General features: G+C 66.1%; 17 protein-coding genes. 4 read left to right on the top strand and 13 right to left on the bottom strand.

Annotated elements, in window-relative coordinates:
* The first annotated feature begins 10 nt into the window (after nucleotides 1-10).
* Nucleotides 11-1,219 (top strand): MFS transporter, encoded by a 1,209-nt coding sequence (locus tag J7I84_RS04815; protein WP_214941256.1) that lies wholly within the window; start codon nucleotides 11-13, stop codon nucleotides 1,217-1,219.
* A gap of 70 nt (nucleotides 1,220-1,289) precedes the next feature.
* On the opposite strand, the gene J7I84_RS04810 is transcribed toward J7I84_RS04815, so the two are convergent.
* Nucleotides 1,290-2,246, bottom strand: coding sequence for a cation diffusion facilitator family transporter (locus J7I84_RS04810; RefSeq protein ID WP_214941253.1), 957 nt, complete (start codon nucleotides 2,244-2,246; stop codon nucleotides 1,290-1,292).
* Nucleotides 2,247-2,445: 199 nt separating this feature from the next.
* Here J7I84_RS04810 and J7I84_RS04805 point away from each other — a divergent pair, with 199 nt between their 5' ends.
* A complete protein-coding gene (locus J7I84_RS04805) occupies nucleotides 2,446-2,721 on the top strand; it encodes a GlsB/YeaQ/YmgE family stress response membrane protein (protein ID WP_159632311.1) in 276 nt (91 codons plus the stop codon).
* Nucleotides 2,722-2,866: 145 nt separating this feature from the next.
* On the opposite strand, the gene J7I84_RS04800 is transcribed toward J7I84_RS04805, so the two are convergent.
* The 4 genes from J7I84_RS04800 to infC form a co-directional block, all read right to left on the bottom strand.
* A complete protein-coding gene (locus J7I84_RS04800) occupies nucleotides 2,867-3,802 on the bottom strand; it encodes an RNA methyltransferase (RefSeq protein ID WP_214941251.1) in 936 nt (311 codons plus the stop codon).
* Nucleotides 3,803-3,871: 69 nt separating this feature from the next.
* The gene (rplT, locus tag J7I84_RS04795) at nucleotides 3,872-4,261 is read right to left on the bottom strand and encodes a 50S ribosomal protein L20 (RefSeq protein WP_214941249.1); all 390 of its coding nucleotides are present in this window, start codon (nucleotides 4,259-4,261) and stop codon (nucleotides 3,872-3,874) included.
* Nucleotides 4,262-4,378: 117 nt separating this feature from the next.
* Nucleotides 4,379-4,573, bottom strand: a complete 195-nt coding sequence (rpmI, locus tag J7I84_RS04790) for a 50S ribosomal protein L35 (RefSeq protein WP_009358635.1) — start codon at nucleotides 4,571-4,573, stop codon at nucleotides 4,379-4,381.
* Between the two features lie 116 nt (nucleotides 4,574-4,689).
* Entirely contained in the window at nucleotides 4,690-5,682 is a 993-nt protein-coding gene (gene infC, locus J7I84_RS04785) for a translation initiation factor IF-3 (RefSeq protein ID WP_396020028.1), read from the bottom strand.
* A 399-nt stretch (nucleotides 5,683-6,081) separates the two neighbouring features.
* Here infC and J7I84_RS04780 point away from each other — a divergent pair, with 399 nt between their 5' ends.
* A complete protein-coding gene (locus J7I84_RS04780; RefSeq protein ID WP_214941246.1) occupies nucleotides 6,082-6,468 on the top strand; it encodes a DUF1844 domain-containing protein in 387 nt (128 codons plus the stop codon).
* Nucleotides 6,469-6,558: 90 nt separating this feature from the next.
* On the opposite strand, the gene J7I84_RS04775 is transcribed toward J7I84_RS04780, so the two are convergent.
* The 8 genes from J7I84_RS04775 to J7I84_RS04740 form a co-directional block, all read right to left on the bottom strand.
* Nucleotides 6,559-7,857 (bottom strand): MFS transporter, encoded by a 1,299-nt coding sequence (locus J7I84_RS04775; RefSeq protein WP_214941243.1) that lies wholly within the window; start codon nucleotides 7,855-7,857, stop codon nucleotides 6,559-6,561.
* A 57-nt stretch (nucleotides 7,858-7,914) separates the two neighbouring features.
* Nucleotides 7,915-8,799: an SseB family protein gene (locus tag J7I84_RS04770; RefSeq protein ID WP_214941240.1), complete on the bottom strand. Its 885-nt coding sequence runs from the start codon at nucleotides 8,797-8,799 to the stop codon at nucleotides 7,915-7,917.
* A 19-nt stretch (nucleotides 8,800-8,818) separates the two neighbouring features.
* Nucleotides 8,819-9,565 (bottom strand): bifunctional 1-(5-phosphoribosyl)-5-((5-phosphoribosylamino)methylideneamino)imidazole-4-carboxamide isomerase/phosphoribosylanthranilate isomerase PriA, encoded by a 747-nt coding sequence (gene priA, locus J7I84_RS04765; RefSeq protein ID WP_214941237.1) that lies wholly within the window; start codon nucleotides 9,563-9,565, stop codon nucleotides 8,819-8,821.
* An 82-nt stretch (nucleotides 9,566-9,647) separates the two neighbouring features.
* A complete protein-coding gene (locus tag J7I84_RS04760; protein ID WP_214941236.1) occupies nucleotides 9,648-9,812 on the bottom strand; it encodes a hypothetical protein in 165 nt (54 codons plus the stop codon).
* Nucleotides 9,813-10,574, bottom strand: a complete 762-nt coding sequence (gene hisH, locus J7I84_RS04755; protein ID WP_214941233.1) for an imidazole glycerol phosphate synthase subunit HisH — start codon at nucleotides 10,572-10,574, stop codon at nucleotides 9,813-9,815.
* Nucleotides 10,571-11,197: an imidazoleglycerol-phosphate dehydratase HisB gene (hisB, locus tag J7I84_RS04750; protein WP_214941230.1), complete on the bottom strand. Its 627-nt coding sequence runs from the start codon at nucleotides 11,195-11,197 to the stop codon at nucleotides 10,571-10,573. Before hisB ends, hisH begins: the two co-directional genes overlap by 4 nt.
* A gap of 61 nt (nucleotides 11,198-11,258) precedes the next feature.
* On the bottom strand, nucleotides 11,259-12,377 hold the full coding sequence (locus J7I84_RS04745; RefSeq protein ID WP_214941228.1) for a histidinol-phosphate transaminase: 1,119 nt from the start codon (nucleotides 12,375-12,377) through the stop codon (nucleotides 11,259-11,261).
* A 149-nt stretch (nucleotides 12,378-12,526) separates the two neighbouring features.
* Nucleotides 12,527-12,877 carry a LysM peptidoglycan-binding domain-containing protein gene (locus J7I84_RS04740; RefSeq protein WP_214941225.1) on the bottom strand — a complete coding sequence of 117 codons (351 nt, stop codon included), beginning with the start codon at nucleotides 12,875-12,877 and terminating at the stop codon, nucleotides 12,527-12,529.
* A gap of 356 nt (nucleotides 12,878-13,233) precedes the next feature.
* Between J7I84_RS04740 and lexA the strand changes: the two genes are divergently transcribed.
* Nucleotides 13,234-13,968: a transcriptional repressor LexA gene (gene lexA, locus J7I84_RS04735; RefSeq protein WP_214941222.1), complete on the top strand. Its 735-nt coding sequence runs from the start codon at nucleotides 13,234-13,236 to the stop codon at nucleotides 13,966-13,968.
* The last annotated feature ends 13 nt before the right edge of the window (nucleotides 13,969-13,981 follow it).

Genomic DNA, 13,981 nt, shown 5'->3' with positions numbered 1-13,981 from the left:
AAGCAGGCATATGAGCAGCGTCCTTTCCCCGTCCACGGCAGCCCACACCAAGGCCCCGAACGTCGGCATGGCCATCTTTGCCCTGGCCATGGGCGGGGTGGGTATCGGCGTCACCGAGTTCACCATGATGGGCCTGCTGAAGGAAGTGGAGCAGGGCCTGGGGATCAGTACTCCCGAGGCCGGGCACCTTATTTCCGCGTATGCGGTGGGTGTAGTGGTAGGCGCTCCGCTCCTGGCCGCCGTCGGGGCCAGGCTGCCCCGCAAGAAACTGGCACTGGGCCTCCTGCTGTTCTTCACCGTGGCCAACCTGACCTCCTTCATAGCCCCTGACTACGGGTCGATGCTCGTGTCCCGCTTTGCCGCCGGCCTGCCACACGGGGCGTTCTTCGGAGTCGCGGCCGTCATCGCCGCATCTCTGGTTCCGCCCGCGCGGCGGGGCTGGGCCATCTCCATGGTCATGGCCGGGCTCAGCGTCTCCAACGTGGTGGGCGTACCGTTCGCCACCTGGCTGGGCCAGACATTTGGGTGGCGTCTGCTGTTTGTCCTGGTGGGTGCCATCGGCCTGCTGGCCCTGGCCATGGTGTGGAAATTTGTCCCGTTCCAGCACGCGCATCCCGACGCGAGCATCCGGCGCGAACTCGGGGCCCTCAAGCGGCTCCAGGTCTGGCTGGCCCTCCTGGTGGGCATCGTGGGCTTCGGCGGCTTCTTCGCTACATACACCTACATCGCGCACACCATGACGGCGGTGGCGGGCATCCCGTCGGCGCTGATTCCCCTGGTGGTGGCGCTCTACGGGCTGGGCATGGTGGCAGGGAACATCGTTGGGGGCAGGCTGGCCGACAAATCGGTCATGGGTACCCTCTACCGGGTCCTCCCGGCCATTGCCGTTGCCCTGGTTGCCTACGCCGTAGCCGCCCACTGGCAGTGGAGCGCCATGGTGATGGTGTTCGTGGTGGGAGCTTCCGGCTCCATGCTGATCCCCGCCCTGCAGACCCGGCTGCTCGACGCCTCGCCGGACGCACCATCGCTGGCATCTTCCCTCAACCACGCCGCACTGAACGTCGCCAACGCACTCGGCGCATTCCTCGGCGGGCTGGTCATCGCCCTCGGGTGGGGCTTTGTGGCCCCCGCCCTGGTCGGCGCAGTCCTTGCCGTCCTCGGTTTCGGCGTCGCCCTCCTCAGCGGCCTGCTGGAACGCAGAAGGCCGCTGGCTGCCTGACCGCCCACCATGACGCCCGGAGCCCGTGCCGGAGGCCGCACCCCGGACCGTTTCCGGGCCCGCGCCACGTTCAGGGGCCCGGTGCAGCGCCGGCAGGATCCTGCCCGGGCGCCGCGGCTTCCCGGTGCAGGTCCGGCTCGAGGTAGATGACCCGCGCGATGGGAACGGCAGCCCGGATCCTCTCCTCGCAGGCATCGATGGCCCGTGCTATCTCCTCGCCGGTCGCGGACCTGCTGACGGCGATCTTGGCCGCCACCAGCAGCTCCTCAGGGCCAAGGTGCAGCGTCTTGAGGTGGATGAGGCGTCCGCCATCGGACTCGATGGCAGCCCGGATCCGCTCAAGGTCGACTTTGCCGGCGGACTCGCCCACCAGGAGCGACTTGGTTTCCAGCGCCAGCGCCCCGGCGATCGCCACCAGCAGGAGGCCGATCATCCCCGTGCCTGCCGCATCCCACACTCCGTTGCCCGTGACCAGCGTCAGGCCCACGCCTGTCAGTGCGAACAGAAGGCCCAGAAGGGCGCCGGAGTCCTCAAGCAGGATGACCGGCAGCTCGGGCTGTTTGGCGCTACGGACGAACTTTATCCAGGACTGGGTGCCGCGGGTGCGGTTTGACTCCCTGATGGCGGTCCGGAAGGAATAGGACTCCGCCCCGATTGCACCCACCAGCACGGCCAGCGGCACCCACCAGAAGCCGCCCTCGATCCCATGTGGTTGCAGGAACTTCTCCCACGCTTCGAAGAGGGCGAACAGGCCACCGACCGTGAACAGCACAATCGACACGATGAACGCATATATGTAACGCTCGCGGCCATAACCGAAGGGGTGCTCCGGGCTGGCCGCACGCTCGGACTTCTTGCCGCCCACCAGGAGCAGGAGCTGGTTGCCGGAGTCCGCGAGGCTGTGGATGGCCTCCGCGAGCATGGATGACGACAACGTCAGGAAATACGCCAGGAATTTCAGGAAGGCAATGGCCAGGTTCGCCGCTAGGGCCGCAATAATCGCCCTGGTACCGCCATTTGCAGCCACAGGCTCCACCCCTTTGCGGGTTGCTTTCCAGTCGGCCTGCCGCGGGTTCGGCCGCAGGCCCCGCCTCTTTGGATACCGTACCCGGAAGGCCCGCGGCCGCACAGCGGTACCGGCCCTGGGAGCTACTGACTTTATGGGGTGCTTATGTTAGCTTGAGGCTCATCGGGACTATTAATCCCGGTCACAATGAGGAGGAGACATGGGTTTTCTTGCTTGGATTATTCTGGGCCTGATTGTCGGGGCCATCGTTAAAGCCGTTATGCCCGGACGGGTCGGCGGCGGCTGGGTTACCAGCCTCATCCTGGGTGTCGTTGGAGCCATCGTTGGCGGCTGGATTGGCAGCCTCCTGTTCAACAAGGGCGATCTTGCCTTCTTCGACCTCGGCACCTGGATTCTCGCTATCGTCGGCGGCCTGGTCGTCGCCGGCATCTACGGAGCGGTCACCGGACGCGGAAAAGCCAGCCGCGCACCCTGATAACTCTGTCCAGCAACGACCAACGGGCCCCGGAATTCCGGGGCCTTTCTTTGTGGCCGGGACATTGCTGCCCGGGGACCCCGATGAGTACGGACCCCACGGTATGAGCGTGGGCGTACGACTAGCCGGCCGCCGTCGCGCGTCCCTATTTTTCCTGTTTTTCCTGGTCCTGCCCGGCGGCATGGCCAGGGCGGCGCTGGGAGCGGGCGCTGGCGTACAGGCACACGGTGGCGGCTGTCCCAAGGTTGAGGCTTTCGGCGGCACCATAGACCGGAACTGCCACCCGGTGGTCAGCCAGTTCAAGCTCCTCGTCGGAGAGCCCCTGCGCCTCGTTCCCAAAGAACCACGCGGTCGGCGCAGCAAGGTCGTACACGGATTCGGGGCCGGTTCCGGTGAGCCTGCGGCGCGCGTTCTCGTCCTGCAGGGCATCAAGGTCCAGCTGCCCGTAACCGTCGGCAGCAAGGATGCCGATGCCCCGGGCCTTGCAGGCGGCAGCCAGTTCCGCGGGGTCGGCAGCCAGGACGACCGGAAGGTGGAACAGTGACCCCGCCGTGGAGCGGACCGCCTTGGGGTTGTAGACGTCGACGCTGGATGCTGTGAAGATGATGGCGTCGGCGCCGGCTGAATCGGCCGCCCGCAGCACAGTGCCCGCGTTCCCGGGGTCCCTGACCTGGCACAGGACGGCAATCAGGCGGGGACCGGAGTCGAGCACCTCCGCCAGGCCAACATCCACGAACCTGCAGACGGCGACGATCCCCTGCGGGTTGACGGTGTCCGCCATGGCCGCCAGGACTTCGTCGGTGGCCAGCCGCGCGTTGGTACCTCCGGCGAGCTCTTCGAATTCGGGGAAGCGGTCCAGGCAGCTTTCGCTGGCAAACACTTCGGTGACTACTCCGGACGCTCCTGCCGCGAGGCGCTGCTGGTGGAGCTTGAGTGCTTCCCGGACGGCCTGCGGCCCCTCGGCAAGGAACTGGCCGCGCTTTAAACGGGCCGGGCGCCCTGCAAGTTTTGCCACGTCCCTGACCCGATCAGCTCGGGGGTTGGACAGTGGAAGATCTTGCGGGCGCCCGGTTTCGTTCATACAAGAACTGTAGTAGCTGCTGCTACCCGTTCCTGAACTGGCCCCTCAGGTGAGGGGCGGAAGCGGCTGCTAGGCTGCGGCAACCTTTTTGGCGGAGGTGTCTGCCGGCAGGGAGTCCTTGGCCACCTGGACCAGTGCGGCGAACGCGTTGGCGTCTGAGACGGCAAGTTCGGCCAGCATGCGGCGGTCAACCTCGACCTCAGCGGCCTTCAGGCCCTGGATGAGGCGGTTGTAGGTGAGACCGTTGGCGCGGGACGCAGCGTTGATGCGCTGGATCCACAGGCGGCGGAAGTCGCCCTTCTTCTTCTTGCGGTCACCGTAGCTGTACACAAACGAGTGCAGCAGCTGTTCTTTGGCCTTGCGGTACAGGCGCGAACGCTGTCCGCGGTAACCCTTCGCCCGTTCAAGAATAACCCGGCGCTTCTTGTGGGCGTTGACCGCCCTCTTCACACGTGCCACGTGCGTACTCCTTCGAAAATCTGATCCCAAGCATCTGTTGCCGGTGTTCCGGCGGCCTGAGAAGGCTGTTTGGCAGGTGACGGACCATTGGTCAACGGTTCGTCAATAACTTGGAAACTAGATGCCGAGCATCTTCCGGATGACCTTGGCGTCGCCCTTGAAGACGATCTTGTCACCGGCAAGGCGGCGGGTCAGGCGGCTGGACTTGTGCTCCAGGTAGTGGCGGCGGTTGGCCTGCTGGCGGCGCAGCTTGCCACTGCCGGTCAGCTTGAAGCGCTTCTTAGCACCACTGTGGGTCTTCATCTTCGGCATGGGAACCGATCTCCTTACGTTTCTGCGGGCCCGGGGGCCGGCAGTTCTATCGCGCAGCCGCCCCTGCGGGCAGCGTGCTGGTTGCTGACTGCCGGGGCACGCCCGGCAGCTGTGGACTAGTTGGTCTTCTTACCGGCCGGCTTCGGCACTGCCTTGGGGGCAGGGCGGGCAGCAGGCTTCGGTGCAGCAGGCCTGGCCACCGGCTTCGGCGGTGCAGGCACACCCGCCGGTTTCGGCGCAGCCGGTGCCGCCGCTTCCGGCTTTGCAGCTGCCGGCCTGGGCGCCGGAGCGGCAGCCTTCGGTGCAGCGGCCTTCGGTGCAGCGGCCTTGGGAGCTTCCTGCTTAGGAGCTGGAGCCTTGGGAGCTTCCTGCTTAGGAGCAGGAGCCTTGGGGGCCTCCTGCTGGGGGGCTTCCTGCTCAGGAGCGGCAGCAGCAGGGGCCTCAGCCGGGGCGCTGTCCGCGGGAGCTGCCTCCGGCTCGGTGGAGACCGTGAAGCCTTCCGGCAGGAGGTCCGCCAGTGACTGCGTCAGGGGGGCCTGGTCCTCACCGGAGGTGTCAACGCGTCCCGAGGCCTTGGCTTCGTTCTGGGCCTTGGCCTCGGCGCGCTGGGTTGCGCGGCGTGCTTCCGCCTTGGCCTCTGCCTTGTTCTTCAGCGGGCCAACCACCATGACCATGTTGCGGCCGTCGATACGGGGGCTGGACTCCACCACGCCAACTTCGGCGACGTCGTCCGCGAAGCGCTGGAGCAGGCGGATGCCCATCTCCGGACGCTGCTGCTCACGGCCGCGGAACTGGATCATGGCCTTGACCTTGTCCCCGGCACCGAGGAAGCGCAGGGCGTGGCCGCGCTTGGTCTCGTAGTCGTGGGTGTCGATCTTCAGGCGGAAGCGGATTTCCTTCAGAACAGTGTTCGTCTGGTTCTTCCGGGCCTCACGTGCCTTGACCGCGGCCTCGTACTTGTACTTGCCGAAGTCCATCAGCTTGCACACCGGAGGCTTCGCCTGAGGTGCAACTTCAACGAGATCAAGGTCGGACTCGGCAGCCAGGCGCAGGGCATCCTCAATACGGACGATTCCTACCTGTTCACCTGCAGGGCCGACCAGCCGCACCTCGGGGACGCGGATACGCTCATTGATTCTTGGCTCGCTAATGTTAAAGCTCCTGTGTTTGTTGTTGAGTCCGGCAAATAGAGAAGGCCCCCAATTGCCGGAGCAATCGAAGGCCTCAAAGAGGTTGGACCGGCAACCCCCAAAGGGCTGCGCGTGCACTGTCCCGGCAGATGCCGGTCCGTGCCCAACCAGTACCCGGCAACCTTGCGTCCCTGCAGGTTCCAACGGAACGCGGCGGGACAACGGCTGACGCGGGTGGGAGAGAACTCCGCTTGCAAACTGGATGCCATTCTACAGAAAAAATTCCCGTCAACGCCGCGAAGCGCTGTTGGGAACCTGGTCGTTTGGGACAATCCCTGAAATAACGACATCCAGTCGGTCTGTGTCAAGCTTACCAGTATGAGCACCTCAGACAGTAATTCGTACGTCTTCGAGCCCGGTAGCGCAGGCGCAGACGTCTCACAACAGATCCGCGACATCTCCGAAGTTCCCGCCATCGAGGTCATCACTACGGCCGCCGTGCACCTGATGAGCGCCGCCGCGGTAAAGCTTGGCCTGGCCGAAGAAGACAACGCAGCCGAACTCAAGGACCTGGACGAGGCCCGGAAGCTGATCACCGCACTGGCTGGCCTGGTGACCGCGGCCGCCCCTGAAATCGGCTCCCAGCACGCCGGCCCCTTGCGGGACGGCCTGCGCTCCCTGCAGCTGGCTTTCCGTGAAGAGTCGCTGATCCCGGACGCCCCGGGCAAGGGCCCGGGTGAAAAGTTCACCGGGGCAGTGAACTAGGAAAGAACTCCCCCAAGCAGCGTCCGACGGCGGGACGGCCTTTGCAGGCCGTCCCGCCGTCGCGCTTTAACTTCCGGTTGTACTGCATGTTCAAACGGCGGCGCGGCGGCGGTGCTGTTGGAGGGCCAGGCCCACGAGGCAGAGCACCACGCCCGCGGTGCCGACGGAAACGAAGCCGCCCGACGAACCCATGACGTCGATGAAGACCCCGGCCAGCGGCGATCCGAGCGCAACGCCGGCAGTCAAAGCCGAACCGTACCAGCCCATGGCCTCCCCGCGCCGCTCCTCCGACACCAGGTCTGCGACCTTTTCCGATGCCGCAGATAGCACGGGAGCGCAGAGGAGGCCCGGGAGGACGGACACGAAAGCCAAGGTCCAAGTGTCGTGGGCGAACGCCATCGGCAGGGTCAGGGCGGCCATGCCCAGCAGCAGGATGGCAGGTGGAATGGGCCGGTGCATGGCGCCATAAATCAGGCCGCCCACTACGGACGCGGCGCACCAGAAGACAAAGACGATTCCGATTTCGCTCTGGTGGCCCCCGCTTTGCAGGGCTGCGACAATGCCGACGTCGGTGCCGCTGAGTACCATTCCGGCGCCGGCGGCAACGGCGAAGAGTGCCGCCACCGTGGCGGTGAACCATGCGAAGCCGCCCGCCAGCCTTCCACGCAGGCCGCGCTGTGCTGCGCTGGTGGCCGCTCCCGCGGGGGCCAGCTCCGCGGCCGCTTCCTGGAGATGGGCCGGAGCAGTGGAAACGACGGCGGCTTCCGCGGCGTGCTGTTCATCCTCTGCGCATTCAACTGTCAGGCCCTGGGTGCGGGTGGGCGGGTTGAACCACATGAGGAACAGCCCGGAGAGGGAAGTGGCCACGCCCACCACGGTCAGGCCCGCAGTAGTGTGACCGCTGGTGGCTACGACGGCACCGGCGGCCGGACCGATCATGAAGACAAATTCGGTGGTGATGGCATCGAGGGCGAACGCGGTGCGCCGCTGGTCGCCCTCCGCCAGGACACCCAAAGATTGCCGCACCACACTGAAGATGGGCAGCGTGAGCAGGCCGCCCACGAAAACCAGCGGCAGGAGCCACTGGTAGGACACGTGCGGCACAACAGACCAGATCACCGTCTCGGAAATCACCGACGGGATGAGCGCGGTCCGCAGTCCCACAGTGTCGACGCGCCTCCCCCGCCACGGCGCGCCCAGGGCAATACCGATGGTCATGACGGCCGCGGCTGCACCGGCCGCCGCGTAGCCCTGGCCCAGGGTCAGGACGATGTGCAGGGTCAGCAGCACCCCTGCGGCTGAGTGCGGGATACGGGCAACCATGCCAACCAGCAGCAGCCGCCGGATCGGCTGGATGGCAAGCAACTCCCGGTAGAGAGCGAAATTCACGAAGCGGTCCTTCAGGGTATGCCGCTGCCCTGGCGGGGATCGCCCATCCTGCAGCGGCTAGTCGGGGGCGCGCCGCAGTTTGATTTCAAGGGAGTCGACGCGCTCCCCAAACAATACATTCCGCGACCACTCCACCTGCAGGGCGGACACCAGTTCCTGGACACCGGCGGCGTCGAGGCCTTCCTCGAGGTACAGCACCACCTGGAGCTCCGGCCCCGCGCCGCCGCCAGGGAGCACGGAGCCGTCGGCGGCCCTGGCGGCCACTCCCCTGCCGGGCAGGAGTGCGATCTGCCGGACGGCGGCGAAGCCGGCGGCGGCGCGGCCCATTTCGGCGGCCAGTTCCTGATCGTTGTAGGAGGGGGTCCAGCCATGCTGCTTGGCGAGGGCCCAGACGCCAGGCCTGCGCACCACGAAGGTAACGTCGGCGCCCGGATCCAGGACCAGGAGTTCGGCCCCTTCGGCGACCGCGGAAAGGGCTGCCCGGGCGGCATAGACGGCTACCGGCCGGGCCTCCGGGTGCCACGCGGTCAGGGCGGCTGCCGAGGTGAACGCGGGCAGCGCGGTCCGGCCATCGGCCGCTTTGAGCGTTACCAGCGCCATGTCCGCTTGCTTGTCGGCCTGCAGCCCAAGGTCAGTCTCCGCCTCCTCGGCGAGCTGCGCCACGATCGGAATGAAGACCCGGGCCGTTGCCAGCGAGGCAACCACGCCAGCTTCATCACCCACCCCATTCCGGAGCGCGGCGACTGCGGCGAGGTAGCCGGCGTCGGCCGTTCCGTCGTCGTCCCCGAAGTTGTGGATCTTCGCGTCCTCACCGGCGAGGCTGCGCCCGGCCCAGGGGCGGCCCGCGGAGTCCGTGGCACCGCCGGCACCGGTCAGCGCCGCCGCGATGTGTCCGGGGAGTTGGCGGGCTTGAGGGCTTAACGGTTCTTCGGAGCTGGGCATGGCCTGGCTGCTTCCGCGCCTAGCGGCGGCCGGCGACGTCGAGGGCTTCGGGCAGCGTGAAGGCCCCGGCGTACAGGGCCTTGCCCACGATGGCGCCTTCCACGCCAAGCGGGACCAGGGAGCGGAGGACCTTCAGGTCGTCCAGGCTGGAAATGCCGCCGGAGGCAACTACGGGCTTGCCGGTCTTTTCCACCATCTGGCGGAGGAGTTCAACGTTGGGTCCCTGGAGGGTACCGTCCTTGGTTACGTCCGTGACCACGTAGCGGGCGCAGCCGGCCTCTTCGAGGCGGCCCAGCACGTCCCAGAGGTCGCCGCCTTCCTTGGTCCAGCCCCGGCCGGCCAAGGTGGTTCCGCGGACATCAAGGCCGACGGCGATCTTGTCGCCGAAACGCTCGATGGCCCGCTGTGTCCATGTGGGATTTTCCAGCGCGGCCGTTCCCAGGTTGACCCGGGCGACACCAAGGTCAAGCGCTGCCTCCAGCGTCTCGTCGTCACGGAGGCCGCCGGACAGTTCCACCTTGATGTCCAGCCGGCCCACCACCTCACGGAGCAGGTCAGCGTTGGAGCCCCGGCCGAAAGCTGCGTCCAGGTCCACCAGGTGCACCCATTCGGCACCCTGCTGCTGCCAGTTCAGCGCTGCTTCGAGGGGGGTTCCGTAGCCGGTCTCGCTGCCCGCCTCGCCCTGGACCAGCCGTACGGCCTGGCCGTTGACGACGTCGACGGCTGGCAGCAGTTCAAGTACCGGCAGGTCATGTGCGGTGGTCATACTCATCCTCGGTGTTGGTTCTTCGGTTCGGGCAAAGACGGGTTTTTGGCCGGCGCGGTTCAGGGAGTTCCGCGCAGCCGCCTCATGGCGAGTTGGCAGACAGCGTGAGCAGGTAGGCGGCCACCAGCGACATGGCGGCCAGGACGTAGAAGGCCACCTGGGTCCAAAGGGGGCTGCGTTGCTGCCGGAACGAGATGCCGCCACCAATCAGCAGGCCGGCCAGGCCCATCAGGAGTACGGACCACACCTAGGCGTCACTACCGGCGTCGGCCCCAGGCGTGCCGGAGTCAGATGCGGCCGGCTTGCGCAGGCCTTCCACCCAATTACGCAGGAGCCGCGCACCGGCATCGCCGGATTTTTCGGGGTGGAACTGGGTTGCGCAGAGCGGGCCATTTTCGACGGCGGCGATGAACGGGCCACCGTGCTCAGACCACGTGACCAGTGGCGGCGCCATCCGCGGCTGGATGACGTCGAAGTTCCATTCCTGCACGCCGTACGAGTGCACAAAGTAGAACCGCTCATTTTCGACGCCGGCGAAGAGTTTCGACCCTTCGGGGACCTTGACGGTGTTCCAGCCCATGTGCGGGACCACTTCCGCGCGGAGGGCCTCCACCTTGCCGGGCCATTCGCCGATGCCCTCGGCCTCGGTGCCGTGTTCCACACCGGCTTCGAACAGGACCTGCAGGCCCACGCAGATGCCAAGCACGGGCCGCCCGCCTGCCACGCGCCGGCCGATCAGCCGGATACCGTCCACGGCCTTGAGTTCGCGCATCACGGTCTCGAACGCGCCGACACCGGGCACCACCAGGCCGTCTGCGTTCAGCGCATCATCGGGCTTGGCGCTCAGGATCACTTCTGCGCCGGCACGCTCGAGGGCGCGCACGGCTGACCTAACGTTCCCGGACCCGTAGTCCAGCACTGTGACCGTGGGCTTGCCCTCCGGTGACGGCAGCCTGCGCGCCGCCGACGGATCGATGATTGCTCCGTCTTTGAGGACCTGCCCGCTCATAGCGCTCCCTTGGTGGAGGGGATGCCCTCAACCCGGGGATCCGGTTCGACGGCGGCGCGGAGGGCGCGTGCAAAGGCTTTGAATTGAGCCTCGACGATGTGGTGCGGGTCCCGCCCGGCCAGCACGTTCATGTGCAGGCAGATGCCGGCATGCAGCGTGATGGCCTCGAAGACGTGGCGGGTCAGGGACCCGGTGAAGTGGCCGCCGATCAGGTGGTATTCCTGACCGGCGGGCTCGCCGCCGTGCACCAGGTAGGGGCGGCCGGAAACGTCCACCACCGCGTTGGCAAGGGCCTCGTCCAGCGGCACGGTGGCTTCGCCGAACCGGCGGATTCCCGCCTTGTTGCCCAGGGCTGTGCGCAGGACCTCACCGAACGTGATGGCCACGTCCTCCACAGTGTGGTGGACGTCGATGTAGGTGTCGCCGGTGGCCTTGACCGTCATGTCGATCAGGGAGTGCTTGCACAAGGCGGTCAGCATGTGGTCGTAGAACGGCACCGAGGTATCGATGTCCGATACTCCGGTTCCATCGAGGTTGATCTCCACGAGTACGGAGGACTCGCTGGTGGCACGCTCCATGCGGGCGGTCCGGGCTGCAGCCGTATTCGATCCGGTTGGACTCATGGTGAAGGATCCTTTGTGGGAGAAGAAGTGGTTCAAGGCGTCCAGCGCCGCAGTATCAAGTCTAGGCGTGCAGGGCGGCGTGGCCCGCAAGGATGCGTTCCAGGGAGGTGAGGAAGGCTGTGGTTTCCGCCTCAGTGCCGGCCGTGACCCGAAGGTGGCCGGGGATGCCCACATCGCGGATGAGCACACCGGTGTCCAGCAGTTCCTGCCAGACCTGGTGTGGATTTTCCAGTCCGCCGAAGAACACGTAGTTGGAGTCCGACACCGCAGGCTTGAGCCCCATCCTGGTCAACTCGGCTACGATGCGGTCCCGCTGCTTCTTGATGTCCTGGACATCGGCCATCAACGCTTCGCGGTGTTCAAGGGCGGCCAGGGCGGTGGCCTGGGTGATGGCGGACAGGTGGTACGGCAGGCGGACCAGCCGCAGGGCATCAGCAACCTCGGGGGCTGCTGCCATGTAACCGAGCCGGGCCCCCGCCAGGGCGAATGCCTTGCTCATGGTGCGGGAAACGATCAACCGCTCGCGGCCGGGTAACAGGGTCAGCGCGCTGGGCGTTCCGTCGTGCGCGAACTCGTGGTAGGCCTCATCGACGATCACGATGGCCTGGCTGTCCGCGCCCGCGTCGTAGACCGCCTCCACGACGTCCAGCCCAAGTCCTGTCCCGGTGGGGTTGTTCGGCGAACACAGGAACACGATGTTCGGTTGCAGTTCCTTGACCTGGCGGGCGGCCGACTCGGCGCTCAGGTCGTAGCCGTCGGCACGTTCCCCGGTGATGTAGCGGGTGTCCGTGCCACTGGCGAGCAGGGGGTACATGGAATACGTGGGCGGGAAACCCAAGGCGGTGCGGCCGGGTCCACCGAAGGCCTGGAGGATCTGCTGCAGGATTTCATTGGAACCATTGGCTGCCCACAGGTTGGTTTCGTTGAGCCCATGCCCGAGGTATTCCGCCAGTGCCTTCCGCAGCGCGGTGAACTCACGGTCCGGATACCGGTTCAGACCGGCAGCGGCCTCGGTCACGGCGGCACTGATGGCGGCACGCACGTCAGCAGGAACACCATGCGTATTTTCATTGACGTTCAGCAGGATGGGGACGTCCAGTTGGGGCGCCCCGTAAGGGGTCAGCCCGCGAAGGTTGCTGCGGAGGGGAAGACGGTTCAGACGTTCTAGCTGATCGTTCACCTGAACAGTTTAGTGGCCACGGCAACTGCCGGAAAATGTGACAGCTGTTGTTCGCCGCGGCGCGCCCCGCCATGCCCCTTGTGATGTCCCTTGGAAGGCGTCGTCCTGGCCTGCTCGACATAGCTTCCGCGACTCACCAGGACCGCCGTTCAGCGCGTGGGGACAAAGAGCTGCTGGCCCGGAAGGACGGTGCCGGCGGCGAGGTTGTTGAGCTGGACGATGTCCGCCACCACGTCCCGGGCATCCCTGTCTGGAGCTACGGCGCCGGCAATGGCCCATAGGGACTGGCCCGATTGCACCGTCACGGTGACCGTGGGCGTTACCGCCAGGTCCGCCGCCGACTCGGACGCCTTGGCCGGGGAGTGAAAGAGTCCGGTCAGGGACAGCAGGAGTACAGCCAGGACTACAAGCGGAACTCCGATCAGGACGATCCTCCCCCGGCCGGTCAGCCGCAGGGGGGTGGACGAGGGTGAAACCTGGTGAAGAGATAAAGCTGACATGAACTAAGCCCTCCTGGACTTGCCGTGCTGCCCGGGTGTCCGCCGGCTGCTGCCCTGCCGTTCGTCCCGCTTCCGGACGCTTCTCCGGCCGCGTATTCGAATAGGGCACCTGCTGGTTAGAACACATGTTCGAACTTTGCTTGTTAAGTTTTAGCACCTATCAACGAACAATGTCGAGACTCGCTAGAACAAATGTTTGAAAAAGCAATGCGGCTGGCCTAGTTTTGAAACCACAGAACAACCACTACTGAAGTTGAACAGCAGGGTCTGACAATGACAGTGGGAGTCCTTCCTGGGGCACTGTCGAGACAGCGCCCGGCGGAAGATCCGGCGGCAAGCGAAAGGCATTGGCGAATATGGCAGCAGCAGCCGCCGGGGGCAGGACAGCCCCGCAATCCAAGAAGACCGCCAAGGGCCTGACCCCCCGGCAGAAGAAGATCCTCGAGACCATCCAGCGCTCCGTCAACGAGAACGGCTACCCGCCCTCCATGCGTGAGATCGGCGACACGGTGGGCCTTGCAAGCCTGTCCAGCGTGACCCACCAGCTCTCCCAACTGGAAAAGCTGGGCTACCTGCGGCGCGATCCCAAGCGGCCGCGCGCCATGGAAGTGCTGATGCCCCTCACGCTGGACGGCGGCGGCAAAGGCGCGGGCACGTCCCCTGCCCCGCAGGTCACGGGTGGCGGCGCCTCGGTGGCAGAGCTGCCCACTGCACTGGATACGGCCATGGTTCCCTTGGTGGGACGGATTGCCGCCGGCGGGCCCATCCTCGCCGAGCAGCTCGTGGAAGACGTCATGCCGCTGCCCCGCCAATTGGTTGGCCAGGGCGAACTCTTCATGCTTAAAGTCGCTGGCGATTCCATGGTGGACGCCGCGATCTGCGACGGCGACTGGGTGGTGGTGCGGCGCCAGGCTGACGCTGCCAACGGGGACATCGTTGCTGCACTGCTGGACGATGAGGCAACCGTCAAGACCTTCCGCCAACGTGACGGCCACACCTGGCTGCTCCCGCAGAACACGCAGTACGAACCGATCCTAGGTGACCACGCCACCATCATGGGCAAGGTCGTCTCGGTCCTGCGTTCCCTCTAAGCGGCGATCCCTC

Source organism: Arthrobacter sp. ISL-85, assembly GCF_018613675.1.
Lineage (GTDB): Bacteria > Actinomycetota > Actinomycetes > Actinomycetales > Micrococcaceae > Arthrobacter.
Note: the sequence above shows the minus strand (reverse complement) of the source record. Positions and strands in the feature narration are given on the sequence as shown.